We start from the raw sequence: 25,396 nt of genomic DNA, 5'->3' as shown, positions 1-25,396 counted from the left end.
GAGTCAATGTTTCGCGCGGAGGCGAAACCGTGGGCTGGTGGTAGGACATGGGGGGCCGCTCGCGGCGGCTCAGGGCTCGTAGACGTACGGCGTCGTGGTGCACAGACGGACGAAACCGAGCCGTTCCAGGATGGGCCTGCTGTCCTCCGACGCGTCGACCTGCAGATAGCGGACGCCCTTGCCCGCGGCAATACGGGCCCGATGCGCCACCAGAGCACGGTAGATGCCTCGGCCCCGCCACGCGGCGAGGGTGCCGCCGCCCCAGAGACCGGCGAACTCCGTGCCCGGGTACAGCTCCATACGTGCCGAGGAGACGGGCAGGTCGCCCGCCATCGCGAGGGTGATGTCGAGTGTGTCGGGGGTACTGGCCAGCTGGGCCGTCAACTGCTCGCCCAGCCGGGCGCTGCCCGTGCCGAACGCCTGCTCGTGGACCTGTGCGACAAGGTCGATGCCTGCCTCGTCGGTCACCCTCTCCAGCCTTACCCCGTCGGGCAGTTCGACGCCGGTGGAGAGGGCGGCCACCTCGCCGACCATCACCGTCTCGTCCGGCTCGGGCGTGAACCCGGCGGCGAGCAGCCGCGCGCCGAGGTCGTGCGGCGTGTCGTAGCTGTACAGCTTCCATTCGAAAGGGCGGTCGAGGGCGGTGAAGTACCGCACCTGCTCGGCGATCACCGCGTCCGCGGCGTCCGGGCCGAGTGAGGACCAGACGACGCCGCTCCAGCCTCCGTCGGCGCCCGTCTGCCGCACCACGTCACCCGCCCGTTCGCCGGGAGAGGCGTCGCGGCGGAGCCGTCGGTCGAAGAGTGCGAGAGCGGCGTCCTGATCGCGGTGGTCCATCGGGGCATTGCAGCACCGGCTGGACCGGACGGCCATCGGTTTTCCGCGGGACGGGCCTCGGCCCGGGCGCCCCTCGGCTCGTCGGCCCGTGTGCGCGTCGGCTCGTGGGGCTATGAGCCGGACGGCGCCTGGTGCCTGTGCCACTCCGATGCCAGCACGGACCAGACCTGGGTGCTCTGCCACACCCCCTGATACAGGAAGTCCTCGCGGCGGGTGCCCTCGTGGGTCATGCCCAGTCGCCTGGCGACGTTGATGCTCGGCTCGTTCGCGGAGGAGACCTGCCACTCCACGCGGTGCAGTCCGCGCTCCCTCAGTGCCCAGTCGATGATCACGGTCACCGCGCGGGTCACCAGGCCCCGGCCGACGGCCGAGGGCTCCAGCCAGCAGCCGGCTTCGCAGGTGCCGCCGGCCGGATCCATGGTGCGGAACAGGACGCCGCCCACGAGGGTGCCGTCCAGCCAGATGCCGTAGATGCGTCCGGCGTCGGCGGCCGCCTTGTCCGCGTACGACTGAAGGAACTCCGCGGCCGAGGCGACATCCTTGGCGCGGTCCGGCAGCCCGATGTGCCGGCCGATGAAGTCGCGTCCACGCTCGATGTGGGCGAAGAACTCGTCGGCCTGCCAGGGTTCCAGCGGACGAAGTTCCGCTCCGTCGTCACCGAGGCTTGTCGCGAACACAGAGATCCTCCATGGGTCGTCGCGCGGGCGCGGATCACACGGCCACACGCACGGTCTGGCGCGCCGCACGGTCACGGTACGCGCACGGTCAGGGCGCGCCGCGCGGATCACGGCACGCGTTCGCCGTCCCCGACGGGGCGCTGCTCCGGGATCTTCGCATGCTCGGCGTCGCGGCATTCCGGCTTTTCGATGCTGATCCGCGGCAGCGCCCGGTCCAACCACCCGGGCAGCCACCAGTTCGCGCCGCCGAGCATGTGCATGAGGGCGGGCACCAGCAGGGTGCGCAGTACGAACGCGTCCAACGCCACGGCCGCGGCGAGCCCGATGCCGAACATGGCGATGACCCGGTCGCCGCTGAGCACGAACGCGAGGAACACGGAGATCATGATGACGGCGGCGGAGTTGATCACCCGGCTGGTCTCGGCCAGACCGACCCGTACCGCACGCCGGTTGTCGCCGGTCTCCAGCCACTCCTCGTACATCCGGCTGACCAGGAAGACCTGGTAGTCCATGGAGAGCCCGAAGAGCACGGACACCATGATGACGGGAAGGAAAGGCTCGATCGGTCCGGCGCTGCCGAGGGCCAGCAGTTCGCTTCCCCAGCCCCACTGGAAGATCGCGACGACGACGCCGAAGGCGGAGGCGACGGCGGCCACGTTCATCACGGCCGCCTTCAGCGGAATGCCGATGGACCGGAAGGCGAGGAGCAGCAGCAGGCAGCCGAGGGCGATCACGACGCCGACGAAGAGCGGCAGCTTTCCGACGATGACGTCGGCGAAGTCGTCGTAGCTCGCAGTGATCCCGCCGACGTGCACCCGCAGCGAGGTGCCGTCCGCGGCGGCCGGCAGGATGTCCGAACGCAGGTGGTCGACCAGCTCGCTCGTCGCCTTCGACTGCGGCGCCGACTCGGGCACGACGGTGAGCAGGGCGGTGTCACCGCTGCCGTTGAACGCGATCGGGCCCACCGAGGAGACACCGTCCGTGGCCTGGAGGTCCTCGCGGAGCCGGGCCATGGCCACCTGGTCGTCGGGGCCGTCCAGTTCGGCGACGAGCGTCAGTGGGCCGTTGACACCAGGGCCGAAGCCGTCCGCGAGCAGGTCGTACGCCTGGCGGGTGGTGGCGGAGGCGGGCCCGTTGCCCTGGTCGGAGGTGCCGAGGTGGAGCGAGAGCGTCGGCAGCGCGAGCACGACCATGACGGCCGAGGCGAGCGCGCCCAGCAGCTTCGGGTGGCGCTCGACGAAGGCGGACCAGCCTGCGGCGAAGCCGGTCGGCGGCTCGGGCTGCGGCCCGTGCGCCGCCAACCGGCGTCGCTCCGTGCGGCTCAGGGCCCGCATGCCGATGAACGACAGCAGGGCGGGCAGCAGCGTCACGGACGCGGCGACGGTGAGGACGACGGTGAGGGAAGCGGCGACCGCGACGCCGTTCAGGAAGCCGAGCCGCAGTATCAGCATGCCGAGGAGGGCGATACAGACGGTGGCGCCGGCGAAGACGACGGCGCGGCCCGTCGTGGCCACGGCTTCGCGGGCCGCTTCCGCCACCGGCAGGCCGCGTTTGAGGCCCTTGCGGTGTCTGGTGACGATGAACAGCGCGTAGTCGATACCGACGCCCAGACCGATCAACAGGCCAAGCATGGGTGCGAAGTCGGCGACGGTCATCACATGGCCGAGCAGCACTATGCCCGCGTAGGCGATGCCCACGGACACGAGGGCGGTGGCTATGGGCAGCACACCGGCGGCGAAGGAGCCGAAGGCGAGGAAGAGGACGACGGCCGCCACCGCGACACCGACGATCTCCGCGGCATGGCCCTCCGGCGCCTCGGTGAGCGCCACGGCGCTGCCGCCGAGTTCCACGTCGACGCCGTCGCCCTCGGCCGCCTTGGCGGTGTCGACGAGAGCCCTGGCCTGTGACTCGGCGATATCCGCTACCGGGTCGTCGAAGAGGACCACGGCGAAGGCGGTGCGGGAGTCCGGGCTGATCTGGGCGGCACTCGCACTGCCGTAGGGGCTCGCGACGGAGGCGATGCCGTCGAGTTCCGCGACGTCGTCGAGCATCAGGGACATGCGGGTCTCGATGTCGGGCGCGCGAACGCTGCCGGTGTCGGTGTGCCAGACGATGGTGTCGCTGTCACCGCCCCGCCCGTGGAAGCCTTCGTCGAGCAGGACGGTGGCACGGCCGGACTCGGTGCCCGGAACCTCGTAGTCGTCGGAGTACGCGGCCCCCGCCGAGACCGCCGCGGCCGCCGCACCGCCGAGGGTGAGCAGCCAGAGCAGGACGACGGCGAGGCGGTGCGCGACACACCACCGGGCGATTGCTGCCAACGGACCGGCTCCCCTGTGGTTCGTTGATCTTTGTTCGGGAACAGCCCGCAAAGAACTCATGACCTGTACAAAGAGATACTCTGACAGTCAATTTCGATCTTTTGCACCATCCGTGGCGTTAGTCACACGGGCGGGACGCATGCATGCGGCTCAGCCGGAGATGTCGGGCGGCCGTTCTGGCGACGGGAATCGGCCTTGGTCCACAAGTCCCGGGGAATTGTCGGTGCCGGCTGGCACCATGGCCGACATGGAAAACAGGGGGATCCACCAGACGGCCCTGACACCCGCGGACGCCGCGGAGTTCGCCCGCATGCTCCATGACGCCCCCGGTCCGCACCTCGGCCGCTCCCCCGTCCCGGTGCTCGTCCACGGCCCCGGAGCGTGGTCCGCCGAGCGGCGCGCCGCCCTCCAGACGGTGTACAACACGATCGTCGCCCGGATCGGTGAGCCCACGCTCTACGGCGGCGCCTCCGAAGCTCCCAGCGTTCGCTGGCGCGACGGCCGCCGGGTCGTGCTGCTCTCCGGGGACCGGCAGCAGGTGAGGCTGTCCGTCCATGACACGGCGACGTTGGAGAGCGAGGAGCACCGCGCCTTCGAGTGGGGCGGCGCGTGGTCCGGTGGCGAGCCTCACGACGTCGCCGCCCTGCCATACATATGGCAGTTGGACCGCAGCGGACCCGGGGAGCGTCCGACCTCCCGTCCGAACGGCCGGCTCGCCGCCGACCTCGCGCAGTTCCAGTACGGGCTGGAGCTGCTGCTCGCGGCGTGGGTGGAGCAGCTGCCGGTGCAGGTCGGCTCCGACTGGGCGAGCTTCTGCCTGACCAGTGCCGCCGACCGCGGCCGTCAACTGCTCGTCTCCTACAGCCTCGAGGACGGTCTGCACGCCTCGATCGACGACCGCGACTGCGAGGACAGCGAGGACCGGGCCCGTGTGATGCTCGCCCGCGGCTGGCAGAGCAGGGACCGCGGCTGGTGGCAGACGGACTTCACCCACCCCGAGCCCGCATGTGCCACGGCCCTGGCCGCCCTGGTCGTCACCGAGCTGCGCGCCCGGGGCACCCGGGCACCGGAGGAGCTGCGCGCACGGGACGTGAGCTGCAAGGACCGCGGCGAGTTGTGGCTACCGGGCCTGGGCATCCGGCACTGATCCGGAAGACCGACCCGCACCGCGGCCCTGCGCACTACTCGAAAGCGCCGACGAGCCCCATGACCGGCTGCGCCTGGCTGGTCACGGGGTCCAGCTCACCCGGCACCTCCGCCAGCCGGTTGAGACCGGCGAGCTGCTGGGAAGCGGTCGGCACCTCGCCGCGGTGCTCCGGCGCAACGGAGCCGGACGTGAGGGAGTCCACCGTGTCCGTGGCGGACAGCGTCCCGATCGGGAGCGGAGAAGGGGCCGCGCTCGCGGCGGGGGCGGCGAGAGCGGACGCACCGGTGGCGAGTGCGAGGGCGGCAAGTACACGTTGTGCTTTGGTCATGCCGTGACAACGGCCCGGCCCACGATCGGTCACGGTGAAGCAGGAGCACGAAGGGCGGCGCACACCGAGTGGTGTGCGCCGCCCCTCACATACGAACGGCCCTCAGCCGCGGCCGTCAGCCCTCGCCGACGCCCAGCTTCTCGAGGATCAGCTCCTTGACGCGCGCCGCGTCCGCCTGGCCTCGCGTGGTCTTCATGACCGCACCCACCAGCGCGCCGACCGCCGCGACCTTGCCGCCGCGGATCTTGTCCGCGATGGCCGCGTTGCCCGCGATGGCCTCGTCGACGGCCGCGCCGAGCGCGCCCTCGTCGGAAACGACCTTCAGACCGCGCTTCTCGACCACGGTGTCCGGGTCGCCCTCGCCGGCGAGCACGCCCTCGATGACCTGGCGGGCCAGCTTGTCGTTGAGCGAGCCCTCCTTGACCAGCGCGGTCACCCGGGCAACCTGCGCCGGGGTGATCGGCAGCGCGTCCAGCGCACGACCGGACTCATTGGCGCTGCGGGCCAGTTCGCCCATCCACCACTTGCGGGCCTGGTCGGCCGGTGCGCCCGCCTCGATCGTGGCGACGATCAGATCGACCGCGCCCGCGTTGAGGATGGACTGCATGTCGTGCTCGGAGACGCCCCACTCCTCGCGGAGCCGGTTGCGCCGCACCCGAGGCAGCTCCGGCAGCGTGGCGCGCAGCTCCTCGACCCACTCACGGGTCGGCGCGACGGGGACCAGGTCGGGCTCGGGGAAGTAGCGGTAGTCCTCCGCCTCCTCCTTGACCCGGCCGGACGTCGTGGAGCCGTCCTCCTCGTGGAAGTGACGGGTCTCCTGGACGATCGTGCCGCCGCCGCCGAGGACCGCGGCGTGCCGCTGGATCTCGAACCGGGCCGCACGCTCCACGCTGCGCAGCGAGTTGACGTTCTTGGTCTCGCTGCGGGTGCCGAACTTCTCGGTGCCGTTCGGGCGCAGCGACAGGTTCACGTCGCAGCGCATCTGGCCCATCTCCATGCGGGCCTCGGAGACGCCGAGGGCCCTGATGAGCTCGCGCAGCTCGGCGACATACGCCTTGGCGACCTCGGGGGCGCGCTCACCGGCGCCGACGATCGGCTTGGTGACGATCTCGATCAGCGGGATGCCGGCTCGGTTGTAGTCGAGCAGGGAGTGGGACGCGCCGTGGATACGGCCGGTGGCTCCGCCGACATGCGTCGACTTGCCGGTGTCCTCCTCCATGTGGGCACGCTCGATCTCCACGCGGAAGACCTCGCCGTCCTCGAGCTGGACGTCCAGATAGCCGTTGAAGGCGATCGGCTCGTCGTACTGCGAGGTCTGGAAGTTCTTCGGCATGTCCGGATAGAAGTAGTTCTTCCGGGCGAAGCGGCACCACTCGGCGATCTCGCAGTGCAGCGCCAGACCGATCTTGACGGCCGACTCGACGGCCACCGCGTTGACGGCCGGGAGCGAGCCGGGCATGCCGAGACAGGTCGGGCAGGTCTGCGAGTTGGGCTCTGCGCCCAGCTCGGTGGAACACCCGCAGAACATCTTGGTCTTGGTGCCGAGCTCGACATGGACCTCGAGGCCCATGACGGGGTCGTAGGACGCGAGAGCGTCCTCGTACGACACCAGTTCAGTGACGGTCACGATGAAACTTTCCCTCTCAGCCCAGCAGAACGTCGTCGTCGCCGAGCCGCTTCAGCTCGCGGTAGAGGATGGCCAGGCCGGTGACGATCGCGGCGGCGGACACGACGGCGTCGGCCAGCCGGAGCATGTCACCGTCCGAGCGGGCGAGCTTGGCCTGCTTGGCGACGCTGATCGCGCCGAACGCGGTGCTGCCGAGCGACACGTACAGCCCGGTCTTGGACTTCTTGAAGTTCTTGGCCTTCTTTGCCATGGCACTCATAGCGACGGAGCCTCCTCGAGCAGCGGGTGCCCCCACCTTTCCACGAAGGCCGCCTCGACGGCGGATCCGACCTTGTACAGGCGGTCGTCCTTCATGGCGGGGGCGATGATCTGCAGGCCGACGGGCAGGCCGTCCTCCGGCGCGAGACCACAGGGCAGCGACATCGCCGCGTTGCCTGCCAGGTTGGTCGGGATGGTGCACAGGTCGGCGAGGTACATCGCCATGGGGTCGTCGGCGCGCTCGCCGATCGGGAAGGCGGTCGTCGGTGTCGTCGGGGAGACGATCACGTCGACCTGCTCGAAGGCCTTCTCGAAGTCCCGCGTGATGAGCGTGCGGACCTTCTGGGCGGAGCCGTAGTACGCGTCGTAGTAGCCGGAGCTGAGCGCATACGTGCCGAGCATGATGCGGCGCTTGACCTCGTCGCCGAAGCCGGCCTCGCGGGTGAGGGCGGTGACCTCCTCCGCGGACTTCGTGCCGTCGTCGCCGACCCGGAGGCCGTAACGCATGGCGTCGAAGCGGGCCAGGTTCGAGGAGCACTCGGACGGCGCGATCAGGTAGTACGCGGAGAGCGCCAGGTCGAAGGACGGGCAGTCCAGCTCGACGATCTCGGCGCCGAGCTCCTTCAGCAGTTCGACCGACTCGTCGAAGCGCTGGACGACACCGGCCTGGTAGCCCTCGCCGCGGAACTGCTTGACGACACCGACGCGCATGCCCTCGACGCTGCCGCCCAGGGCGGCCTCGACGACCGGCGGGACGGGGGCGTCGATGGACGTCGAGTCGAGCGGGTCGTGTCCGGCGATGACCTCGTGCAGCAGTGCCGCGTCCAGCACCGTGCGGGCGCAGGGGCCACCCTGGTCGAGGGAGGACGAGAACGCCACCATGCCGTAGCGGGAGACCCCGCCGTAGGTGGGCTTGACGCCGACGGTGGCGGTGACGGCGGCGGGCTGGCGGATCGAGCCGCCGGTGTCCGTGCCGATGGCGAGCGGCGCCTGGTAGGAGGCGAGCGCGGCGCTGGAGCCGCCGCCGGAGCCACCGGGGATGCGGGTGAGGTCCCACGGGTTGCCCGTCGGGCCGTAAGCGCTGTTCTCGGTCGAGGACCCCATGGCGAACTCGTCCATGTTGGTCTTGCCGAGGATCACGACGTCGGCGGCCTTGAGACGCTTGGTGAGCGTCGCGTCGTACGGCGGGATCCAGCCCTCGAGGATCTTCGATCCGACGGTGGTCGGGATGCCCTCGGTGGTGAAGATGTCCTTGAGCGCGAGCGGCACACCGGCGAGGGGGCCGAGCTTCTCGCCCTGCGCGCGCTTCTCGTCGACGGCGCGGGCCTGCGCGAGGGCGCCTTCGCGGTCGACGTACAGGAAGGCGTGGACCTTCTCGTCGACGGCCTCGATACGGGCCAGGTGGGCCTCGGTGACCTCGACGGCCGTGAGCTCGCCGGAGGCGATCTTCGCGGCGGTCTGCGCGGCGGTGAGCTTGATGATGCTGTCCGTCATGTGATTAGTCCTCCCCCAGGATCTGCGGCACCTTGAAACGCTGCTGCTCCTGGGCCGGGGCGCCGGAGAGCGCCTGCTCTGGGGTGAGCGACGGACGGACCTCGTCCGCACGCATGACATTGGTCAGCGGCAGCGGGTGGGAGGTCGGCGGTACGTCTTGGTCGGCGACCTCGGAGACGCGGGCGACCGCGCCGATGATGTCGTCGAGCTGTCCGGCGAAGTGCTCGAGTTCGTCGCCGGACAGCTCCAGACGCGCCAGCCGGGCGAGGTGGGCGACCTCCTCGCGCGTGATGCCAGGCATGCAGCGATCCTCAGGGGTTGGGGGCTTCGGTTTTGCCCCAATCCTATGGGGTGCGGACTCGTCCCGAGGCAACGCCCGATTCATCCCCGCGCAAGCGGGGAGCAGAGTTGTCCGGCGCAGTGCTCGAGCTCGTCGTCCGGACCGTCCCCGCGTCGGCGGGGGAAGAGCGAAACCGACGTCGCCCCACCGGAGCACCCCCGGCTTCGCCCGACGGCTCCCGTCCGCGCCCGCCGACGCGGGGGGTCCACCGGGGCCTGGTCGGGTCGTGCCGGGCCACGACGACCACCCCCCTTGGGCGGCTACGTCACCGCGCGCCCCGAGGCGCGGTCCGCGCCGGACTGGGCCTCGGGCAGTTCGCCCGCGGGCAGGGCGGGCCGGTGCCAGCCCCGTTCGCCGCGGGCCAGCAGCCACGCCGTCGTCTCCTGCGGCGGCATCGCCGCGGCGACCAGCCAGCCCTGCACCGCATCGCATCGCAGGTCCCGCAGCCGCTCCCACGTCTCGTCGTCCTCGACGCCCTCCGCGACCACCAGCAGGCCGAGGGAGTGGGCCAGGTCCACGGTGCAGCGGACGATCTCCGCGTCTTCGGCGTCGACGGCGAGCCGGGCCACGAATGAGCGGTCGATCTTCAGCTCGCTGACCGGCAGCCGGCGCAGGTGCACCAGGGACGAATACCCGGTGCCGAAGTCGTCCAGCGACATCTTCACGCCGTGGTCGGCGAGCCCGGCCAGGGTGTCCGCGGCCCGCTGCGGGTCCTCCAGCAGCACGTGTTCCGTTATCTCCAGCTGGAGCGCGCCCGGCGGGACGCCGTGCCGGGCGAGCCGCGCCGCGACGGCGCCGGCGAAGCCGGGTGTGTGCACGTCGCGGGGCGAGACGTTGACGGCGACGGGGACGTAGAGGCCTTGCGCGCGCCACTTCGCGACCTGGGCGAGTGCCGTCTCCAGGACGTACTCGGTCAGGTGCGGCATCAGTCCGGAGGACTCCGCGATCGCGATGAACTCGTCCGGGGGGACGCGCCCGCGCTCCGGGTGCACCCAGCGGACGAGTGCCTCGAGGCCGGCGACGTGTCCGTCGAAGCGGACCTTGGGCTGGTAGTGGAGCTCGACCTCGCCGGCGTCCAGTGCCCGGCGCAGGTCGCCCAGCAGACCGAGCCGGTCGGGGGTGTTGCTGTCGCGCTTGGACTCGTACACCTCGACGCCCGTGCGGTCGCGCTTCGCCTGGTACATCGCGACGTCCGCGCGGCGCAGCAGCCCTTCGGCGTCCAGGGCGTGGTCGGGGAAGACGGCGAGTCCGGCGCTGGCCTCCAGGACGAGGGTGAGCCCGTCCAGGTCGAGGGGCGAGGACAGTTCGGCGACGAGGTGCCGGGCCACGCGCTGCGCCGAGGTCGTCGAGTCGGCCGTGGGCAGGAGTACGGCGAACTCGTCGCCGCCGAGCCGTGCGGCCTCCGCTCCGCGTGGCAGGGCGAGACGCAGCCGGTCGGCTATCTGGAGCAGCAGCCGGTCGCCCGCGAGATGGCCGAGTGTGTCGTTGACGGAACGGAAACGGTCGAGGTCGATCAGTACGAGCGCGGCCCGCGCGCCCCCGGCCTCCGCGTCCTCGAGCGCGGACCAGGTGCGCTCGAGCAGCCACTGGCGGTTGGGCAGGCCGGTCAGCGGATCCCGCAGCTGCTCCTCGGCCCTGGCCCTGGCTATCCACAGGGTCGAGTCCAGGGCGATCAGCGGGACGGCGAACAGGGGCAGCAGTAACGGCATGGCGACGGCGACGACGCAGATCAGCGGTGCGATGCCGACGAGGGCGACGGCGACGGCGCCCTGCCGGAGCAGGGCGGTTCGGGCCACGGTGGGCAGACCGCCACCCTGCGGGGCGAGCACGTACCAGAGCAGCAGGCGGTTGACGGCGAGGTAGGCGGTGGCGGCGAGGATCACCTCGGGCGCGGCCTCGAGTTCCCACTCGAGCGGGTCCCAGGGCCGCTCGACGGTGGGGACGACGTCGAACAGCGCGAGCGTGAGCCCGGCCGCACCGATGCCGAGGACGTCGACGGCGCCGTGCAGCACGCCCTGCCGTCGGCGGTGGCGGCAGGCGGCGCCGACCACCGCGACGACGGCGAGGCTGACGAGCGCCGCGGGGACCCAGCCGAACAGCAGCAGAGTGGCGAGGGTGAGCGCGGCGCCGGAGCCGGTGCCGCCCCACCAGCGGTCACGGCCGAGGGCGACGAGGTGGCCGACGATGATCCCGGTGAGGACTGCGAGCGACCAGCCGACGGTGGCGGAGGGGAAGAGCCCGTGGCCGTCGCGGACGGCACGGACGATTCCGATGACGAGCAGGAGGGCGGCGCACGCCACGACGACGGTCGGCAGGCCCGGTGCCCTGCCCGCCAGGGCCGCGAGTGCACGCGGCCGTGAAACCGGGGCGGCGCTCTCGGTCGGTTTCATTCCCGTCCCTCTCACAGCCGGCAGTGCCGATGCCTCGCGATGGCCTGGCTCCGTTGTCATGCCACCACGACCGAAACCCACCCCGCAGCCGTGCACGACAGGCGCACGTCTCAACAGTAGGCCGCAGGAGGCTCGGACGGGCATCGCTCTACAGCTCTTGCCCGAATGCGACCCGGCCACCCTTATACATCTGGTATGCGCTGAACGGGTGACCTGTACTGGGCGTTCCACCGGCGTTCGACGCGTCCGGATCCTGACCCTCGTGCTGCCGCGGTGCGCCGCGCGCGCCCCCTTCGAGCGCCCGTCCCAGCCCCTTTTGTCATGCCTCTTGCGTCACAGCCGCCTCACGTGCCGCATCCGGCCCCTGCTCGAGCAGCACGGCGAAGCCGGCCTCGTCCAGAACCGGCACCTTCAACTGCACTGCCTTGTCGTACTTGGAGCCGGGGTTGTCACCGACGACAACAAAGCTCGTCTTCTTCGATACGGAACCGGCCACTTTCGCTCCGAGGCTCTGGAGCGCTTCTTTTGCGCCATCCCTGGTGTGGTTCTCCAGCGTTCCGGTGACGACGACGGTCAGTCCCTCGAGCGGCCGGGGCCCCTCGTCCTCCCCCGAGCCCTGCTCCTCCATCCGGACGCCCGCCTCGCGCCACTTCCGCAGGATCTCGCGGTGCCAGTCCTCCTCGAACCACTGCTTGAGCGCAGCGGCGATGGTCGGTCCGACCCCGTCGACGGCCGCCAGCTCCTCCTGCGAGGCCTGCTCGATCCGCTCGATGGACCGGAATTCGCGGGCGAGCGCCTCCGCTGCCACCGGACCCACGTGACGGATCGACAGCCCGGTGATGATCCGCGCCAGGGGCCGCTCCTTGGCAGCCGCGATGTTCCCCAGCATCGCCACCGCGTTGCGCCGCGGACCGCCCTCCTTGTTGGCGAAGACCGTGACGATCTTGTCCTCGCCGGTCTTGGGATCGCGCTTGGGCAGACCGCTGTCCTGGTCGAGGACGTACGCCTTGATGGGCAGCAGCTGCTCCATCGTGAGATTGAAGAGGTCTCCCTCGTCGGTGAGCGGCGGGTCGGCCGGCTCCAGGGGGCGGGTGAGCGCGGCGGCGGCCACGTAGCCGAAGTTCTCGATGTCCAGGCTCTTGCGGCCCGCGAGATAGAACAGCCGCTCCCGCAACTGCGCAGGGCACGAGCGTGCGTTGGGGCAGCGGAGATCGACGTCGCCCTCCTTCATGGGCCGCAGCGCCGTCCCGCACTCCGGGCACTCGGCCGGCATGACGAACTCGCGCTCGCTGCCGTCCCGCAGGTCCACCACCGGTCCCAGGATCTCCGGGATCACGTCTCCGGCCTTGCGCAGCACCACCGTGTCACCGATCAGGACGCCCTTGGCCTTGACGACGTCCTGGTTGTGCAGGGTCGCGAACTCGACCTCGGAGCCCGCCACCGTCACCGGCTCGACCTGCGCGTACGGCGTGACGCGGCCGGTGCGGCCCACGCCGACCCGGATGTTGACCAGCTTGGTGTTGACCTCCTCCGGCGCGTACTTCCAGGCGATCGCCCAGCGCGGCGCGCGCGCGGTGGAACCGAGACGGCCCTGGAGCGGGATCTCGTCGAGCTTGACGACGACGCCGTCGATCTCGTGCTCCACGGAGTGGCGGTGCTCGCCGAAGTAGGCGATGAACTCCCGCACTTCGTCGAGCGAGCCGACCACCTTGTTGTGCTTCGCGGTGGGCAGCCCCCACTCGCGGAGCAGTTCGTACGCCTCGGAGAGCCGGTCGATGGCCAGGCCCTCGCGGGCGCCGATGCCGTGCACCACCATGTGCAGCGGGAGCTTGGCGGTGACTTTGGGGTCCTTCTGACGCAGCGAACCCGAGGCGGAGTTCCGCGGGTTGGCATACGGCTGCTCGCCGGCCTCGACCCGCCGGGCGTTCAGCTCCTGGAACTGCTCCATGGGGAAGTAGACCTCGCCCCGGATCTCCACGAGGTCGGGGATGCGGTCGCCCCCCAGCCGGTCGGGGATGTCGGCGATCGTGCGGACATTGGGAGTGATGTCCTCGCCGACCCGGCCGTCCCCGCGGGTCGCCGCACGGGTCAGCCTGCCCTTCTCGTAGGTGAGGTTGACCGCAAGGCCGTCGACCTTGAGCTCGCACAGGAAGTGGTATCCGGGTGCGCCGACCTCGCGGGCGACGCGCTCGGCCCAGGCGGCGAGCTCCGCGTCGTCGAAGGCATTGTCCAGGGAGAGCATCCGTTCGCGGTGCTCGACCTTGGTCAGATCCGTCTCGTAGTCGCCGGCGACCTTCTGGGTCGGCGAGTCGGGAGTGCGCAGCTCCGGATACTGCTCCTCGAGGGCTTCGACCTTGCGCAGGAGCGTGTCGAAGTCCGCGTCACTGATGACGGGGCTGTCCTTCACGTAGTACCGGAAGCGGTGCTCCTCGATCTGCTCGGCGAGGAGTGCGTGCTGCTCCCGTACGTCCGCGGGCAGGGTCGTCTGCTGTTCGCCGGCCACCGTTTTGTCCTCCCGTTATCCGTGCACCCGTTACTCAGGGTTGTCCGCGAGTGATTTCGCGGCACGGACGCAGTGGGCGAGCGCGGCGCGTGCATACGCGGGCGAGGCGCCCGCGAGCCCGCACGTCGGGGTGATCACCAGCGACTCCGCGAGAGTCCCCGGATTCAGCCCCAGCCTGCGCCACAGTGTCCGTACACCCTTGACGATATCGGCGCCCACTGACAATCCGGCCGACGCGTCGTCGGTCGAGGGGACAATGCCCGCGCAGAGCTTGGTGCCGGCCTCCACGGCCTCACCGATCGATTCCTCATCACGCTCGGTGACCAGACCGAAATCGAACGAGATCCCCTGCGCGCCGGCACGGCGCAGCAGTGCGAACGGCACGTCGGGTGCGCACGAGTGCACGATGACCGGCCCGTCCGCCTCCGCCATGACGTCCCGCAGTGCGCTCTCGACGACCTGGCGGTCCACCGCCCGGTAGGTGCGGTAGCCGCTGGCGGTCCTGATCTGCCCCCGCAGCACGGCGGTGAGGGACGGCTCGTCGAGCTGGAGCACCACGTGGGCGCCGGGCACCCGGCGGCGCACCTCGGCGAGGTGGTCGCGCACCCCCTCCGCGAGGGAGGCGGCAAGGTCGCGGCAGGCTCCCGTATCGCCGAGGAGCGCCTCGCCGCCCCGCAGCTCCAGCGCGGCGGCGAGGGTCCACGGGCCGACCGCCTGCACCTTCAGCGGCCCCTCGTAGCCCTGGGTGAACTCCTCCAGCGCGTCGAGGTCCTCGCCGAGCCAGGAGCGGGCCCGGCGGGTGTCGCGTCCCGGCCTGTCGTTGATCCGCCAGCCGCTCGGCTCGACGTGGGCGTACATCTCGACAAGGAGGCCGATGGTGCGGCCGATCATGTCGGCACCGGGCCCGCGTGCGGGCAGCTCGGCCAGGTGCACGAACTCCTCGAACGTCCCGGTGACGGTTTTCGCGGCCTCGCGTGCGTCGCCGCCCGGCATGGACCCCACGCCGGTGGCAGGTCCCCAGTGGAACTCGTTCTTCTCGCTCACCCGGGAAGCGTACGTGCCGCGGTGGTCAGCGCCCCGGCCGCACCGTCAGGTCGTTGATCTCGGCGTCGCGCGGCAGGTCCAGCGCGGCGAGGATCGCGGTGGCGACCGACTCGGGGTCGATCCAGCGGGAGGCGTCGTACTCCTTCCCCTCCTGGGAGTGCACCTTCGCCTGCATCGGGCTCGCGGTGCGCCCCGGGTAGACGGACGTCACCCGTACCCCGGCCGCATGCTCCTCGTGCCGGAGCGAGTCGGCGAGTGCCTTGAGGCCGTGCTTGGAGGCCGCGTACGCGCCCCACTGGGCGTGCGCATTGAGGCCGGCGCCGGAGTTGACGAACACCACATGCCCCTGGGCGGCGCGCAGTTGGGGCAGGAAGAGCCGGGTCAGTTCGGCGGGCGCGATCAGGTTGACGTTGAGCTGCTGGTGCCAGGTCTTGGGACGCAGCTCGGCGATCGGGCCGAGGTCGACGATGCCGGCGATGTGCAGCAGCGAATCCACGGTTTCCGGCATGGACTGGTGTCCGAGGGCCCAGGAGATGCGGTCGGGGTCCGCCAGGTCGGCGACGAGCGTGCCGGCTCCCGGGTAGCGCGCTTCGAGTTGCTTGGCGCGGCCCGCGTCGCGCGCCACGAGGAGGATGTCGTCGCCCCGCTCGTGGAGGCGGCGCGCGACGGCCGCGCCGATGCCGGATCCTGCGCCGGTGATCAGGTGGGTGGTCATGACCGCCATGGTCGCACTACTGGATGCCCGCGGACTCCTCCAGACAAGCCATCGCGCCCGCCCCATCCTCGGCGAAGAACACCAGCTCGGTGAGGGGCACCGGCAGGAAGCCCTCGTCGTTCCTCGGGGCCGTCGGCATACCGGAGGAGGCGGGTCCGGGCTCCGGCTGCTCCCGCTGTGGGCAGACATGGAGGCGTTGGCGCACACCCTGGCGTACGGCCACGAGGTGATGGGCAACGGGACGGTCCCGACGGACCTCCTCGCCTCCGTGGCCGCCCGCGTGATGGTCGTCGACGGCGGTGCGAGTCCCACCGGGATGCGGGAGGCCGCCCGCGCGGTGGCCGAGGCGCTGCCCCGCGGCCGGCACCGCACACTGACGGGCCAGACGCATGACGTGTCCCCGCATGTGCCGGCGCCGACGCTGGTGCGGTTCTTCACGTCGTCCTGAGCACGTTCACCGTCACAGCCGCCGCCTTCACCGTGCACGTGGGCGAAAACCCTTTGCCCGCAACGGGATTCGGCATGTCATGATCGCCGAATGACCTACGGAGGAGTCACGGCATGAGCCGGGTGACCGTCAATGGTGTCGCGATCCACTACGCCGACCAGGGGCCGGCCGACGGCCCGCCCGTCGTCCTCGTCCACGGGCACCCCTTCAACCGCACGCTCTGGGGACCCCAGGCCGAGGCGCTGAGCTCGGCCGGATACCGGGTCGTCTCGCCGGACCTACGGGGCTACGGCGAGAGCGAGGTGGTCCCCGGCAGGACCCTGCTCTCCGACTTCGCCGACGACATCGCGGGCCTCCTCGACCATCTCGGTCTGCGGCGCGTGATCGTCGGTGGCGTGTCCATGGGCGGGCAGATCGCGATGGCGTTCCAGAAGGCGTACGCGTCGCGGGCGCGGGCGCTTGTGCTCTGCGACACCTCTCCCGTGGCGGAGACCGAGGAGGGCAAGGCCTTCCGCAACGGCCTGGCCGACCGACTGCTCGCCGAGGGGATGGACGGGTACGCGGACGAGGTGATCGACAAGATGCTCGCCGCGTACAACGTCGCCAAGATGCCCGATGTCGCGGAGCGTGTGCTGACGATGATGCGCACCACCGACCCCGAGGGCGCGGCGGCGGCCCTCCGCGGCCGGGCCGAACGCCCGGACTACCGCGACACGCTCGCGTCCGTGCGGACGCCCGCACTGATCGTCGTCGGCGCGGACGACGCCTACACCCCGGTCGCCGACGCGGAGGCGATGCGGGAGCTGATCCCCCACGCCGAGCTCACGGTGATCGACGGCGCCGGGCACCTGCCAGGCGTGGAACAGCCCGAGCGGTTCAACGCGGCGCTGCTGAAGTTCCTCGGCGCGCAGGCGGCTTGGGACGGCGACGCTTAACGTCTGTCACGGCGGTCAAGTGCCGCCCTCCGCCGTACCGGTCACCCGCTTCGCCCCAACACCCCGCCACATCAGGCCGGTTCGTACACTTCGGTGGTGGAAGCCATGCACTGCACGCACTGCGGAGCCGCGCAGCTGGAACCCGGCTTCGTCGAGGACTCGGGGGAAGGCTCACGCGGCTACGCGCGGTGGATACAGGGCGCGCTGGAACGCGGGATGTTCGGCGGTGCGAGGCGGCTGGGCCGCCCGCGGTGGCAGATCGACGCGTACCGCTGCGCGAACTGCGGGCATCTCGAGCTTTTTGCGCACCACCCGGTGTGAGCGCGGCTCACCGTGCGGCGCTCACACCGGGTGGTGCGCCGCTCACTCTGCGGCCGGGGGTTCCTCGGCGCGAAGGACGAAGTCGGCACGGCCGAAGCGCACACCGTTGATCTGGAGCTCGATGGCGTGAACGCCCGGGTGGTAGCGCCTGGTCGTGATCCTTCGGAACGAATGGCCGCGTGAGAACTCCACGGATTCGCCGGGGGCGATGGTCCGCGTCGCCAGTTTGAAGGTCTTGCCGGTCTGTTTTCCGTTGGCCTTGAGGTGGTGCACCACGTAGTCGACGGCAACGTCGGCCGACTCCGTGCCGACGTTGATCACCCGGGCTGTGAAGTGCACGGACTCCCCTATCGCGGTGCTGTCCGCGCTCAGGACGGGCCCTTCGACGCCGAGTTGGGCGGGCGCCGCGAAGCCGAGGAGCAGCAGCGCCTCCGGATGCCCGTTCTTGATCAGAGTACGCAGACCGTGCCGTACGACCCGGGGTGTGTTGTCGTCGGGGGCGTTCAGCCACTGGGCGGCGGTAGCCACGACAAGGTCGGGACGGATCCTGCTGAGGTCGTTCAGGTGGTTGGCGACGGACCGGCGCACATACTCGCTGTCGTCGCGGTACAGGGCGTTGAGGATCGGCAGCGTGGAACCGGGGTCCGCGACAATCCCGCCGATCCGCCTGGCCCACGGCAGATACGGCCGTGTCCCCTCCGACGCCAGCCTCCGCACATGCAGGTCGGGGGAAGTGGTCCAGGTCGAGATCGTCCGCAGCGCGTGCTCGAGGTCGTTTTCCAACAGGGTCCGAATGGCGAACTCGCTGGTCAGCCGCGGGGTGAGCTCCGCCAGGAGGGCGAGGGCGTCGGCGAACGCCACCTCGGTGCCCTCGTCGACAGCCTTGAGGGCGACGGCACTGGTGACGGGCCAGATCAGCCAGCCGCCGAAGCCTTCGGGGTCCGCCGCGGCGGCGCGGCGGACCGTCGCGGCGAGCGTGGCGTAGCTCCCGGGGATGTCGTCGAGCAGGGCGTCGCGCAGCAGGTCGCTGCGTCGCCGCAGCGGGAGGGGCGCGAGAGCTGCCGCGGATGCCTCCAGCGCGGTGGGGCGGGCGCCGGGCACGGCTCGTGCCACGGCTCTCGCCAGCGCTTCGGCGGTGGACGCACCGATGAGCTCATCGGCGAACGGCATGGTCCCTCCCGGGCGGTACGGCGGCGCGGTGACACGGTGAGCGCAACCATAGGGCGGGCCACTGACAATGCCCCTCGCACCGTCTGTCCGGCCTCCCTCGACGTCCTGGGTAGGGTGAGCGCGGCAGAACATCGTGAACCGCAACGCAGAACATCGTGAACCGCAACAGGGAGCAGACGTGAGCGAGCCGACGGCCATCGCCCTGCAGCAGGAGATCGCCCGGGAGCTCCAGGTCACCGAGAGCTTCGAGGCCGGGCGGGAGATCGAACGCCGGGCGGCCTTCCTCACCGAGCAGCTGACGTCCACCGGTCTGCGCAGCCTGGTGCTCGGCATCAGCGGCGGCGTCGACTCGACCACCGCCGGCCGGCTGTGCCAGCTCGCTGTGGAGCGTGCCCGTGCCGCCGGGCACGAGGCACGGTTCTACGCGATGCGGCTGCCCTACGGGGCCCAGGCCGACGAGCACGACGCCCAGCTCGCGCTCTCCTTCATCCGGGCCGACCACGTACTGACCGTGGACATCAAGCCGGCGAGCGACGCCGCGCTCGCGGCCTCGCTGGCCGCCGACGTGAGCTTCCGCGACGCCGGGCACCAGGACTTCGTGCACGGCAACATCAAGGCCCGGCAGCGCATGATCGCCCAGTACGCGGTTGCCGGCGCGCACGACGGCCTGGTCGTCGGCACCGACCACGCGGCCGAGGCGGTCTCCGGCTTCTTCACCAAGTTCGGCGACGGCGCCGCCGACCTCGTCCCGCTGACCGGCCTGACCAAGCGCCGGGTGCGCGCCGTCGCGGACGCACTGGGGGCGCCTGTCTCTCTCGTGTGGAAGACCCCGACGGCCGACCTGGAGTCGCTCGACCCGGGCAGGGCCGACGAAGACGCGCTCGGGGTCACCTACGACGACATCGACGACTTCCTGGAAGGCAAGCCGGTGGACGAGCGGGCGTTCGAAACGATCGTCAGCCGCTACCGCTTCACCGACCACAAGCGCCGGCTGCCCATCGCCCCCTGACACCGAAGTCGAGCGGGTCACCACAGCAGCCATCCGCCATTCCGCCGGCCGCGGCCCCGGCCCCGGCCCCGGCTCACGATCCGCCGGGAACGGAACCCTAGGCGACCGCGGTCGCCCTCCGCGCCGTCGTCGCGATCGTCGCGGAGCCGACCACGCGGGTGCCGTCGTACAGCACGATCGCCTGGCCCGGGGCCACGCCCCGCACCGGCTCGGTGAAGGTCACCCGCAGTTCCGTGCCGTCGACGAGCTCCGCCGTGACCTGTGTCTCGCCACCATGGGCGCGGAGCTGAGCCGTGTACGTGCCGGGTCCGGACGGTGCCTCACCGCACCAGCGGGGCTTGATCGCGGTCAGGGCGGTGACGTCCAGCGCCTCCGCCGGGCCGACGGTCACGGTGTTGTTCACCGGGGAGATGTCGAGGACGTAGCGCGGCTTGCCGTCGGGGGCCGGGTGGCCGATGCGCAGGCCCTTGCGCTGGCCGATGGTGAAGCCGTACGCGCCGTCGTGACTGCCGAGCTTGGCGCCCGTCTCGTCGACGATGTCGCCCTCGGCCTTGCCCAGCCGGTTTGCCAGGAAGCCCTGGGTGTCGCCGTCGGCGATGAAGCAGATGTCGTGGCTGTCGGGCTTCTTCGCGACCGCGAGGCCCCGGCGTTCGGCCTCGGCCCGGATCTCGTCCTTGGTGGTGAGGGTGTCGCCGAGCGGGAACATCGCGTGGGCGAGCTGCTTCTCGTCGAGCACGCCCAGCACGTACGACTGGTCCTTCGCCATGTCGCTGGCGCGGTGCAGCTCGCGGGTGCCGTCCTCGCGGAGGACCACGGTGGCGTAGTGGCCGGTGCACACGGCGTCGAAGCCGAGCGCGAGCGCCTTGTCGAGCAGCGCCGCGAACTTGATCTTCTCGTTGCAGCGCAGGCACGGGTTGGGCGTGCGGCCGGCCTCGTACTCGGCGACGAAGTCCTCGACCACGTCCTCCCGGAACCGTTCGGCCAGGTCCCATACGTAGAAGGGGATGCCGATGACGTCCGCGGCACGGCGCGCGTCACGCGAGTCCTCGATCGTGCAACAGCCGCGCGCGCCGGTCCGGAACGACTGCGGATTGGCGGAGAGCGCCAGGTGCACGCCGGTGACGTCGTGACCCGCTTCGGCGGCGCGGGCGGCGGCGACGGCGGAGTCGACTCCGCCCGACATGGCGGCGAGGACACGGAGGGGGCGGGGGGAGATCTCAGTCATAGCGCTACCAGGGTACGGGCCCGGGGGAACCGAAAGCTCGCGAGTATGCGTTGTGACCGGCATGGGGAGCGACAACAAGCACGGCGGCGGCAAGAAGAGCGGTGTCAGGAAGGGCGGTGTGAGCCGGCGGGCCGTGCTGATCGGCGGCGGTGCGGCGATCGTGGGCGGAGGCGTTCTGGCCGAGGAGGAGATCCGCCGCCTCTGGCGCGGCATGCCCTGGGTGCGCACGCCGCGCAAGGAGGGCGAGATCGACCACGCCGGTGCCCAGTGGATCGCGGCGAACGCCTCCAACTGGCGGCTGGCCGACCGGCCGGACGACTACGACATCGACCGGGTGGTCATCCATGTCGTCCAGGGCAGCTACCCGACGGCCCTGAAGGTCTTCAAGGATCCGCTCCACGGTGCGGCGACCCATTACGTCGTGCGCAAGGACGGCCATGTGGCGCAGATGATCCGCGAGCTGGACGTCGCGTACCACGCCGGCAACCGCTCGTTCAACGAGCGCAGCATCGGCATCGAGCACGAGGGCTTCGTGGACCGGCCGCAGGATTTCACGGACGCGATGTACCGGTCGTCGGCGAAGCTGACGGCGGGCATCTGCGCCCGCTACGAGATACCGGTGAACCGCGAGCACGTCGTCGGCCACGTGGAGGTCCCGGGCACGGACCACACCGACCCGGGCCCGCACTGGGACTGGCCGACGTACATGAAGCTGGTCGCGGCTGCGATGCCGGAGGCCCGGCGAGCGGCCGAGGCAGCGGAGAGCGGCGCCTGAGCCGCCGCGTCCGGCGCCTTCGGGATCCGGACGGTCGGCCGACGCCCTCGCGTCGTCCGTTCGGCCGGCCAGGCCCGGACCGATCCCCCGCACCCGCCCGGCCACCGATCAGCAGCCCGGCTGCCCGGTCCGGCCGCCAGCACGACGCCGCAGCCACGCCGCCTCCGCAGGCGTAAGGTACGGGTCGGCCAGCTTGGCTTCGGTCACTTCCCGGACACGTCCCGCAGGATCGGTCCGACAGCCCTTGCGCACGCTGCTCACCAGTAGACCCCGCCCCAGGCGGGCGGCCAGTCCGGGGACCTCCGCGCAGCCGACGGTCACCATGGTCATCGCCACATCCGCAGCGGGATCACCAGCGCCCGCGTTGCGCCAGTCGATCACCACGGGGCCGCGCCGGGTCAGAAGCACGTTGCCCGGATGCAGGTCCAGATGCAGCACCCGGTCGTCACCTGCCGTCGCGAACCGCTGGGGCAGCCACTTCGGCGCCGGCAACGCATGCAACCGGTCGTGCAGGCCGCCCAACGTTCGGCCAAGGGATCCAACCCGCCACGGGCGCCGGGCCAGCACATCCAGCATCGTCGGCCCGGTCAGCCGCTCCAGGACCATGTCGGTACCGGTGATCTCGTACACCTTCGGCACGGGATACCCACAGGCCGCCAGATGCGTCATCAACCGCGCTTCCAGCTCCGTTGGTCCCCCCTGCCGATAACGCCGCAGCACCCTGGACTCGTCCAGGGCATACACGTCAGCGTCCCGCCCCTGCCCGATCAACTCCATGCAGGGCAGTCTGTCCTGACGGCGCACCAGCCGCCAACAGGGCGAACGTTGCCTGATGCGGCACTAGCTCAGGCCGGCGGTCCTGGCCCGTTCGACCGCCGGGCCGATGGCCTCCGCCACGGCGTCCACGTCGGCCTTCGTCGAGGTGTGGCCGAGGCTGAAGCGCAGGGTGCCGCGGGCCAGGTCGGGGGGCGTGCCGGTGGCGAGGAGGACGTGGCTGGGCTGGGCCACGCCGGCCGTGCAGGCGGAACCGGTGGAGCACTCGATGCCCTGGGCATCGAGCAGCAGGAGCAGCGAGTCGCCCTCGCAACCGGGGAAGCTGAAGTGCGCGTTGGCGGGCAGCCGGCCCCTGGGGTCGCCGCCGAGGATCGCGTCGGGGACGGCGGCGCGCACGGCGCGTACGAGGTCGTCGCGCAGGCCGCCGATGTCGCGGGCGAAGTCCTCGCGGCGCTCGGCGGCCAGCCGGCCGGCGACGGCGAAGGACGCGACGGCCGGTGCGTCGAGGGTGCCGGAGCGGACGTGGCGTTCCTGGCCGCCGCCGTGCAGCACGGGGACCGGGCTGTACTCGCGGCCGAGCAGCAGGGCGCCGATGCCGTACGGGCCGCCGATCTTGTGGCCGGACACGGTCATCGCGGCGAGCCCGGAGGCGGCGAAGTCGACGTCGAGCTGGCCGAAGGCCTGTACGGCGTCGGCGTGCAGCGGGACGTCGAACTCCGCTGCGACGTCGGCGAGTTCACGGACCGGCATGACGGTGCCGATCTCGTTGTTGGCCCACATGACGGTGGCGAAGGCCACATCGTCCGGGTTGCGTTCGACGGCCTCGCGCAGCGACTCGGGGTGGACCCGGCCGTAGGAGTCGACGGGCAGGTATTCGACCGTCGCGTCCTCGTGCTCACCGAGCCAGTCCACCGCGTCGAGGACGGCGTGGTGCTCGACGGGGGAGGCCAGTACACGGGTGCGGGCCGGGTCGGCGTCGCGGCGGGCCCAGTACAGGCCCTTGACGGCGAGGTTGTCGGCCTCCGTGCCACCCGAGGTGAAGACGACCTCGCTGGGCCTGGCGCCAAGGGCTTCTGCGAGGGTTTCGCGGGCCTCCTCGACGGTACGGCGGGCCCGGCGCCCGGCGGCGTGGAGCGCGGAGGCGTTGCCGGTGACGGCGAGCTGGGCGGTCATCGCCTCGATCGCCTCCGGCAGCATCGGAGTGGTCGCGGCGTGGTCGAGGTAAGCCATGGTGGCCCCGATTCTACGAGGCCCGGTGGGGGCACGGACGCGGCGCAGGGGTGCATGGTCGTCCCGAGTGCGCGCCGGGAGCGGCTCGGTCCCGGCGGGCGCAGCCGATGTCAGCCGCCGAAGCTCCAGACGACGGACCCGTTGACGGTCACGAGTACGGCGAGCAGCACGAGGTCGGCCACGCCGAGAGCGAGGCCGAGCAGCGCGCGGCCGCGGCGCTCGGTGCCGCGCCGCAGGGCGAGGGCCGCGAGCACGACGGCGGTCGGGCCGAGCACGATGTTCATCACGAGCAGTCCGACGAGGCCCAGCACGAACGCGGCGACGGCCATGCCGTCGGCGTCCTTGCGGCGTTCCTCGGCGAAGTTGTTCGTCGACGCATCGGCGGGGCCGTTCGCTGCTGTCGGCGCCTCGGCGGGGCTTTCCGTGTCGGGCGCGGTGTCGGGCGGGGCGCCGCTCCGGTGCTGCCGAGTCACGAGTTCGGCGAGTTGCATGACGTCTCTCCTTCCGGTGCCGGTACGAGGGGTCGTGCGGGGGTTCAGTTGCGGCGGGCGCGGCCGCGCTCGCGCACGGCGAAGACGAGCAGCCAGCAGCCGATGACGGAGGCGGCCACCAGCGAGACGGTGGCGGGGAGTTGGACCACGGCGCCCAGCATGATTCCCAGCAGGAGAAGTGCTGCTACAAGGGCGATCATCGTCATCCTTTCGGCGACTTCTTGGTGAACACTTGTAGATACGACTGTTCACTGACTGCCGAGTCTACTCTTCCCTTCTTCGGAGAACGGTTGTTTACTGAATGTCATGAGTCACACCGTGGGCATCCGCCAGGCCCAGAAGCAGAAGACGCGTCAGGCCCTCCTCGACGCGGCACTCGGGCTGCTGGAGGAGCAGAGCCTGAGCAGCCTCGGGCTGCGCGAGGTCACCCGGGCCGTGGGCGTCGCGCCGACCGCGTTCTACCGGCACTTCCGCGACATGGCCGATCTCGGTGTGGCGCTGGTGGAGGAGACGCTCGGCTCTCTGCACGTACCGATCGGCCAGGCGCTCCACAAGGACGGTGACGAGCAGCGCATCGATGAGGCGGTCGCCCTCATCGCCGAGCTGGTCCGCACGTCGCCGCTCCATGTGCGCTTCGTCGCGCGTGAGCGGCACGGCGGTGTCGCTCCGGTCCGCGCGGCGATAGCCGAACAGTTGCGCCGGTTCACCGACGAGGTCGTACAGGCCTTCGCCGACGAGCCGGAGTCGGCCGGCTGGAACGAGGAGGACCTGCGGATGCTCGCCGGCGTGTACGTCGACCACATGATTACCACGGGCTACGCCTTTCTCGAGGCGGGCCCGGAGGGTGCGGCGCGGGTCGCCGACACCGCGCGGCGCCGGCTCCGGCTGATCAGTCTGGGACGCCGCCACTGGCTGGACTGACGATCGCCGCCTCCCGGCCACCGGCGCGCGGCGGTTCGGCAGCCCGACCGCCGCCCCGGTACAGGTCCACGACCGCGGCCGCCGCCGCGGCGGTCTCGCGCGCCTCTGCCGGTTCCAGCACCTCGACGCTCTCGCCGAACGCAAGCAGCGTCCGCACCGCCCCCGGTGCGGGCAGTACGAGCGGCACCCGCGACCAGCCGTCACCGTGCGGCTCCGGCGGGCGGCCGTCGGCGGGTACGTGATGGAGACCCTGACCCACACCTGGGATCTGTCGCGGGCGCTCGGGCACCCGGTACCGCTGGACGAGGAACTGGCCCTCACCGCACTTCCGTTGGCCCATCAGGCGCTGCCCGCGGACCCGGCTCGGCGAGGAGGTGGTTCGCCGCGGTGCGCGAGGCCCCGGCGGACGCGGACGCCTA

26 protein-coding genes and 1 pseudogene are annotated in these 25,396 nt (G+C 71.2%); 7 read left to right on the top strand and 20 right to left on the bottom strand.

Annotation, left to right across the window (positions count from 1 at the left end):
- Positions 1-69: 69 nt before the first annotated feature.
- The 3 genes from ACZ4SA_RS26555 to ACZ4SA_RS26545 all read right to left on the bottom strand — a co-directional run bounded on the left by ACZ4SA_RS26555 (position 70) and on the right by ACZ4SA_RS26545 (position 3,832).
- Positions 70-837: a GNAT family N-acetyltransferase gene (locus ACZ4SA_RS26555; RefSeq protein WP_468279167.1), complete on the bottom strand. Its 768-nt coding sequence runs from the start codon at positions 835-837 to the stop codon at positions 70-72.
- A 110-nt stretch (positions 838-947) separates the two neighbouring features.
- On the bottom strand, positions 948-1,514 hold the full coding sequence (locus ACZ4SA_RS26550; protein WP_468279164.1) for a GNAT family N-acetyltransferase: 567 nt from the start codon (positions 1,512-1,514) through the stop codon (positions 948-950).
- Between the two features lie 107 nt (positions 1,515-1,621).
- Entirely contained in the window at positions 1,622-3,832 is a 2,211-nt protein-coding gene (locus tag ACZ4SA_RS26545) for an MMPL family transporter (RefSeq protein ID WP_468279161.1), read from the bottom strand.
- 238 nt (positions 3,833-4,070) lie between these two features.
- On the opposite strand from ACZ4SA_RS26545, the gene ACZ4SA_RS26540 reads away from it, so the two are divergent.
- Positions 4,071-4,979, top strand: coding sequence for a hypothetical protein (locus tag ACZ4SA_RS26540; protein WP_468279158.1), 909 nt, complete (start codon positions 4,071-4,073; stop codon positions 4,977-4,979).
- Positions 4,980-5,013: 34 nt separating this feature from the next.
- Here ACZ4SA_RS26540 and ACZ4SA_RS26535 read toward each other — a convergent pair whose 3' ends face one another.
- The 10 genes and pseudogenes from ACZ4SA_RS26535 to ACZ4SA_RS26490 all read right to left on the bottom strand — a co-directional run.
- Positions 5,014-5,307: a hypothetical protein gene (locus ACZ4SA_RS26535; protein WP_468279155.1), complete on the bottom strand. Its 294-nt coding sequence runs from the start codon at positions 5,305-5,307 to the stop codon at positions 5,014-5,016.
- A gap of 115 nt (positions 5,308-5,422) precedes the next feature.
- Entirely contained in the window at positions 5,423-6,934 is a 1,512-nt protein-coding gene (gatB, locus tag ACZ4SA_RS26530; RefSeq protein WP_468279152.1) for an Asp-tRNA(Asn)/Glu-tRNA(Gln) amidotransferase subunit GatB, read from the bottom strand.
- 16 nt (positions 6,935-6,950) lie between these two features.
- Complete coding sequence (locus tag ACZ4SA_RS26525) at positions 6,951-7,193, bottom strand: hypothetical protein (protein ID WP_403856278.1); 243 nt, start codon at positions 7,191-7,193, stop codon at positions 6,951-6,953.
- The gene (gene gatA, locus ACZ4SA_RS26520) at positions 7,190-8,686 is read right to left on the bottom strand and encodes an Asp-tRNA(Asn)/Glu-tRNA(Gln) amidotransferase subunit GatA (RefSeq protein WP_468279148.1); all 1,497 of its coding nucleotides are present in this window, start codon (positions 8,684-8,686) and stop codon (positions 7,190-7,192) included. Before gatA ends, ACZ4SA_RS26525 begins: the two co-directional genes overlap by 4 nt.
- 4 nt (positions 8,687-8,690) lie before the next feature.
- On the bottom strand, positions 8,691-8,987 hold the full coding sequence (gatC, locus tag ACZ4SA_RS26515; RefSeq protein WP_328396137.1) for an Asp-tRNA(Asn)/Glu-tRNA(Gln) amidotransferase subunit GatC: 297 nt from the start codon (positions 8,985-8,987) through the stop codon (positions 8,691-8,693).
- 299 nt (positions 8,988-9,286) lie between these two features.
- Positions 9,287-11,416 carry a putative bifunctional diguanylate cyclase/phosphodiesterase gene (locus ACZ4SA_RS26510; protein WP_468279144.1) on the bottom strand — a complete coding sequence of 710 codons (2,130 nt, stop codon included), beginning with the start codon at positions 11,414-11,416 and terminating at the stop codon, positions 9,287-9,289.
- Between the two features lie 319 nt (positions 11,417-11,735).
- Positions 11,736-13,919: an NAD-dependent DNA ligase LigA gene (gene ligA / locus ACZ4SA_RS26505; RefSeq protein ID WP_468279141.1), complete on the bottom strand. Its 2,184-nt coding sequence runs from the start codon at positions 13,917-13,919 to the stop codon at positions 11,736-11,738.
- Positions 13,920-13,949: 30 nt separating this feature from the next.
- Positions 13,950-14,963, bottom strand: coding sequence for a methionine synthase (locus tag ACZ4SA_RS26500; protein ID WP_468279138.1), 1,014 nt, complete (start codon positions 14,961-14,963; stop codon positions 13,950-13,952).
- A 25-nt stretch (positions 14,964-14,988) separates the two neighbouring features.
- Complete coding sequence (locus ACZ4SA_RS26495) at positions 14,989-15,678, bottom strand: SDR family oxidoreductase (RefSeq protein ID WP_468279135.1); 690 nt, start codon at positions 15,676-15,678, stop codon at positions 14,989-14,991.
- A 16-nt stretch (positions 15,679-15,694) separates the two neighbouring features.
- A pseudogene (locus tag ACZ4SA_RS26490) lies at positions 15,695-15,796 on the bottom strand (LOG family protein); the annotation flags it as partial.
- A 78-nt stretch (positions 15,797-15,874) separates the two neighbouring features.
- Between ACZ4SA_RS26490 and ACZ4SA_RS26485 the strand changes: the two are divergent.
- The 3 genes from ACZ4SA_RS26485 (at position 15,875) to ACZ4SA_RS26475 (ending at position 17,382) form a co-directional block, all read left to right on the top strand.
- Entirely contained in the window at positions 15,875-16,126 is a 252-nt protein-coding gene (locus ACZ4SA_RS26485; protein WP_468279132.1) for a hypothetical protein, read from the top strand.
- A gap of 113 nt (positions 16,127-16,239) precedes the next feature.
- Positions 16,240-17,061, top strand: coding sequence for an alpha/beta fold hydrolase (locus tag ACZ4SA_RS26480; RefSeq protein WP_468279129.1), 822 nt, complete (start codon positions 16,240-16,242; stop codon positions 17,059-17,061).
- Between the two features lie 105 nt (positions 17,062-17,166).
- Positions 17,167-17,382 carry a hypothetical protein gene (locus ACZ4SA_RS26475; protein WP_468279256.1) on the top strand — a complete coding sequence of 72 codons (216 nt, stop codon included), beginning with the start codon at positions 17,167-17,169 and terminating at the stop codon, positions 17,380-17,382.
- A gap of 42 nt (positions 17,383-17,424) precedes the next feature.
- Here ACZ4SA_RS26475 and ACZ4SA_RS26470 read toward each other — a convergent pair whose 3' ends face one another.
- Positions 17,425-18,552: a DNA alkylation repair protein gene (locus tag ACZ4SA_RS26470; RefSeq protein WP_468279126.1), complete on the bottom strand. Its 1,128-nt coding sequence runs from the start codon at positions 18,550-18,552 to the stop codon at positions 17,425-17,427.
- 178 nt (positions 18,553-18,730) lie between these two features.
- On the opposite strand from ACZ4SA_RS26470, the gene nadE reads away from it, so the two are divergent.
- Positions 18,731-19,561: an ammonia-dependent NAD(+) synthetase gene (gene nadE / locus ACZ4SA_RS26465; protein ID WP_468279123.1), complete on the top strand. Its 831-nt coding sequence runs from the start codon at positions 18,731-18,733 to the stop codon at positions 19,559-19,561.
- Between the two features lie 97 nt (positions 19,562-19,658).
- Here the strand turns inward: nadE and mnmA are convergent, their stop codons facing one another.
- Positions 19,659-20,786 carry a tRNA 2-thiouridine(34) synthase MnmA gene (gene mnmA / locus ACZ4SA_RS26460; RefSeq protein ID WP_468279120.1) on the bottom strand — a complete coding sequence of 376 codons (1,128 nt, stop codon included), beginning with the start codon at positions 20,784-20,786 and terminating at the stop codon, positions 19,659-19,661.
- 61 nt (positions 20,787-20,847) lie between these two features.
- On the opposite strand from mnmA, the gene ACZ4SA_RS26455 reads away from it, so the two are divergent.
- Positions 20,848-21,561 carry an N-acetylmuramoyl-L-alanine amidase gene (locus ACZ4SA_RS26455; RefSeq protein WP_468279117.1) on the top strand — a complete coding sequence of 238 codons (714 nt, stop codon included), beginning with the start codon at positions 20,848-20,850 and terminating at the stop codon, positions 21,559-21,561.
- Between the two features lie 108 nt (positions 21,562-21,669).
- On the opposite strand, the gene ACZ4SA_RS26450 is transcribed toward ACZ4SA_RS26455, so the two are convergent.
- The 4 genes from ACZ4SA_RS26450 to ACZ4SA_RS26435 all read right to left on the bottom strand — a co-directional run bounded on the left by ACZ4SA_RS26450 (position 21,670) and on the right by ACZ4SA_RS26435 (position 24,256).
- On the bottom strand, positions 21,670-22,338 hold the full coding sequence (locus ACZ4SA_RS26450) for a phosphotransferase (RefSeq protein WP_468279114.1): 669 nt from the start codon (positions 22,336-22,338) through the stop codon (positions 21,670-21,672).
- Positions 22,339-22,401: 63 nt separating this feature from the next.
- Positions 22,402-23,565, bottom strand: a complete 1,164-nt coding sequence (locus ACZ4SA_RS26445) for a cysteine desulfurase family protein (protein ID WP_468279112.1) — start codon at positions 23,563-23,565, stop codon at positions 22,402-22,404.
- A 110-nt stretch (positions 23,566-23,675) separates the two neighbouring features.
- A complete protein-coding gene (locus ACZ4SA_RS26440) occupies positions 23,676-24,056 on the bottom strand; it encodes a hypothetical protein (RefSeq protein ID WP_468279109.1) in 381 nt (126 codons plus the stop codon).
- 44 nt (positions 24,057-24,100) lie between these two features.
- Complete coding sequence (locus ACZ4SA_RS26435) at positions 24,101-24,256, bottom strand: hypothetical protein (RefSeq protein WP_468279106.1); 156 nt, start codon at positions 24,254-24,256, stop codon at positions 24,101-24,103.
- Positions 24,257-24,362: 106 nt separating this feature from the next.
- Here ACZ4SA_RS26435 and ACZ4SA_RS26430 point away from each other — a divergent pair, with 106 nt between their 5' ends.
- On the top strand, positions 24,363-24,977 hold the full coding sequence (locus tag ACZ4SA_RS26430; RefSeq protein ID WP_468279103.1) for a TetR family transcriptional regulator: 615 nt from the start codon (positions 24,363-24,365) through the stop codon (positions 24,975-24,977).
- Here the strand turns inward: ACZ4SA_RS26430 and ACZ4SA_RS26425 are convergent.
- Entirely contained in the window at positions 24,946-25,317 is a 372-nt protein-coding gene (locus ACZ4SA_RS26425; protein ID WP_468279100.1) for a WCX domain-containing protein, read from the bottom strand. The genes ACZ4SA_RS26430 and ACZ4SA_RS26425 overlap by 32 nt on opposite strands.
- Between the last annotated feature and the right edge of the window lie 79 nt (positions 25,318-25,396).

The sequence above is a fragment of the Streptomyces sp. NPDC027962 genome, assembly GCF_055566095.1.
Note: the sequence above shows the minus strand (reverse complement) of the source record. Positions and strands in the feature narration are given on the sequence as shown.